The 2,369-nt window shown below is 42.8% G+C and carries 4 protein-coding genes; 2 read left to right on the plus strand and 2 right to left on the minus strand.

The window, feature by feature from the left end:
* Window positions 1-296: 296 nt before the first annotated feature.
* Together AC1DUA_RS35835 and AC1DUA_RS35840 are read right to left on the minus strand one after the other, a co-directional pair.
* Window positions 297-740, minus strand: coding sequence for a DinB family protein (locus AC1DUA_RS35835; RefSeq protein WP_477504270.1), 444 nt, complete (start codon window positions 738-740; stop codon window positions 297-299).
* Window positions 659-913, minus strand: coding sequence for a hypothetical protein (locus AC1DUA_RS35840; RefSeq protein ID WP_477504271.1), 255 nt, complete (start codon window positions 911-913; stop codon window positions 659-661). Before AC1DUA_RS35840 ends, AC1DUA_RS35835 begins: the two co-directional genes overlap by 82 nt.
* A gap of 363 nt (window positions 914-1,276) precedes the next feature.
* Between AC1DUA_RS35840 and AC1DUA_RS35845 the strand changes: the two genes are divergently transcribed.
* Window positions 1,277-2,068: an SDR family oxidoreductase gene (locus AC1DUA_RS35845; RefSeq protein WP_477504272.1), complete on the plus strand. Its 792-nt coding sequence runs from the start codon at window positions 1,277-1,279 to the stop codon at window positions 2,066-2,068.
* A 29-nt stretch (window positions 2,069-2,097) separates the two neighbouring features.
* Window positions 2,098-2,369: nuclear transport factor 2 family protein (locus AC1DUA_RS35850; protein WP_477504273.1), on the plus strand; the 272-nt coding region annotated here is incomplete at its 3' end.

The raw sequence follows: 2,369 nt of genomic DNA on the forward strand, positions 1-2,369 counted from the left end.
CTTTCATCCTCAACTTTTTGTCATTTATTTATCAGGGAAGTCTACAAGAGCCACTACACCGTATTTCACAGTTTATGCCAGTCTACTAGGAGTTGTCCAGAAAAACGGTATATACATATTAGAGGAGGAACATTGAGAAATAAAACGATACTATACAACAAGAAAACAAGCTGAGGGGATCAGCCTTTTGTTAACTTCGCTAAGCTTGCCGCTATTTTCTCTGTTTGGGCATTACTCAAGGAATGATCGGGGGAACTAATTATTATTGTTATGTTCTATCCTCTACCTTGTTGCCCTTACTTCTGTTCATGCAAATAATCGATGTAATCCGTCGGAACGCCGCGGTAACCAATTTGACGCAGCATTGCGGTCAGATTTCCACGATGATATGTTCCATGGTTTACGACATGCTGAACTAAGCCTATTATGGATGTGCTTGCGGTACCAGAAAGAAAGTCTGGGACGATCTTCTCAGGGTCACAACCGTTCAAAAACTCTCGATATGCGATTTCCGTATTATCGATTTTTTGTTTCATGCTTTTTAGAGTCTCCTGTTTTGACTCCTTTGTGAGCTTGGAGAAGAGCGATTGTACCTCGAAGAAAGTACTTTCGCGCATTGTACTCAACCACATATTATCAACAGCATCAATATGTCCTATCAATTGACCGATTGATGGAAACACACTTGATATCTCTTTATTCCAAACATCCTCAGGCAATCGCTGCAAATGGTTAAACACAATATTATTTGCCCAAACATGATAACCGTACCTTCAATAACTTGATGCGTTCCGTACATGGCAAGCGGTTTAACGGAATGTCCTGCCAAACCGGCAGGAGCTTTCGTAGCATAAACATGCAACTCTTCTGAGTCAAATGTTTGTTCTCTTATAAAAATGACGTATGCCGACATTTATTTCACATCTCCTATAGATATCTGATTATGGATTCGCATCATCTTCTTTTGTAATGGTCAACTTAGTAAATGATGAACTCTACATTTTTATCGTAAACGTTATAACCTCAATCGTAAAATTCATTATTTTCATGTAAACAATGAATATAATTAATGTATTATCGTTCTCCCTACTTCCTACTTGCTTTCGTGTTCCTTCTACTAATGGCTGAAAAGCATGGCATCCGAGTTCGTTTTTCATTACAAAAAGTAATTAAATTTATTATTATTATGAATTAGACTTATCTTTTAGATAGGGGTAAGCTTACACATGTGATCGAGAACAACCACAAAAAAACATCCACTAGGAGGATATACAATATGAGTTTTGCATCATACGAGAATGAATTCCAAGGTAAACGCGCATTAATAACGGGGGGAACAAAAGGTATGGGTTATGCGATCGTTAAACGACTTGCTGCAGCCGGTGCAACAGTGCTAACGACAGCACGAACGATTCCGACGGATTACGATATTCCTGGCGTACACTTTGTTCAAACCGACATCACAAAACCCGAAGGCACTGCGTCTCTCGTCGAAGCCGTGAATGAAAAGCTTGGCGGCTTAGACATTCTCATTAACACGGTGGGCGGTGCTTCCACGCCTCCAGGCGGTGCGTTGGCCTTATCTGAAGAGGACTGGCTGGAAACGTTGAATATGAATTTACTCGGATCCGTTCGATTAGACAGAAGCTTACTTCCGATGATGGTGGCACAAGGCAAGGGCGTCATTATCCACGTAAGCTCCATTCAAAGAACGTTGCCTCTGTATGAAACGACATTGGCATACGCGGCGTCAAAAGCAGCGTTGACCAACTATAGCAAAGGCTTGTCTAAGGAGTTTTCACCTAAAGGTATCCGCATCAACACAATCGCTCCGGGCTTTATTCAAACGGAGGCAGCGGATCGGATGATCGACCGAATCGCAACAGTCGCAGGAAGTCGCGAAGCGGCGCTGCAAGAACTAATGAACTCACTTGGCGGCATTCCTATCGGACGTCCGGGCATGCCAGAAGAAGTTGCCGAGCTTGCAGCCTTCTTGGTTTCCGATCGTGCAGCCTCCATTACGGGCAGCGAATATGTCATTGACGGTGGAACAGTACCAACCGTTTAATCTCATTCATTTTAAAGGAGGAGTCTATTATGACTCAATTGCCAGAATCCGTAGAAACTTATTTTAATGCCGCGAACGAGGAACAGCCAGCTGCATTTATCGCTGCGTTCGACGAGAACGCGTTCGTCTTCGACGATAATAGGGAATTTAAAGGACTGGAAGCTATCCGCAAATGGAGCGAAACTGACGTTTTCGGCGCTCATGTTCGCTTTGCAATTACCGATGTGATGGAAAAAGACGGTGCTTACGCCGTTACTGCATCACTGGACTGCGATTTCGATAAAACGAATCTCCCTAATCC

Source organism: Paenibacillus sp. 01T422 (assembly GCF_056398785.1).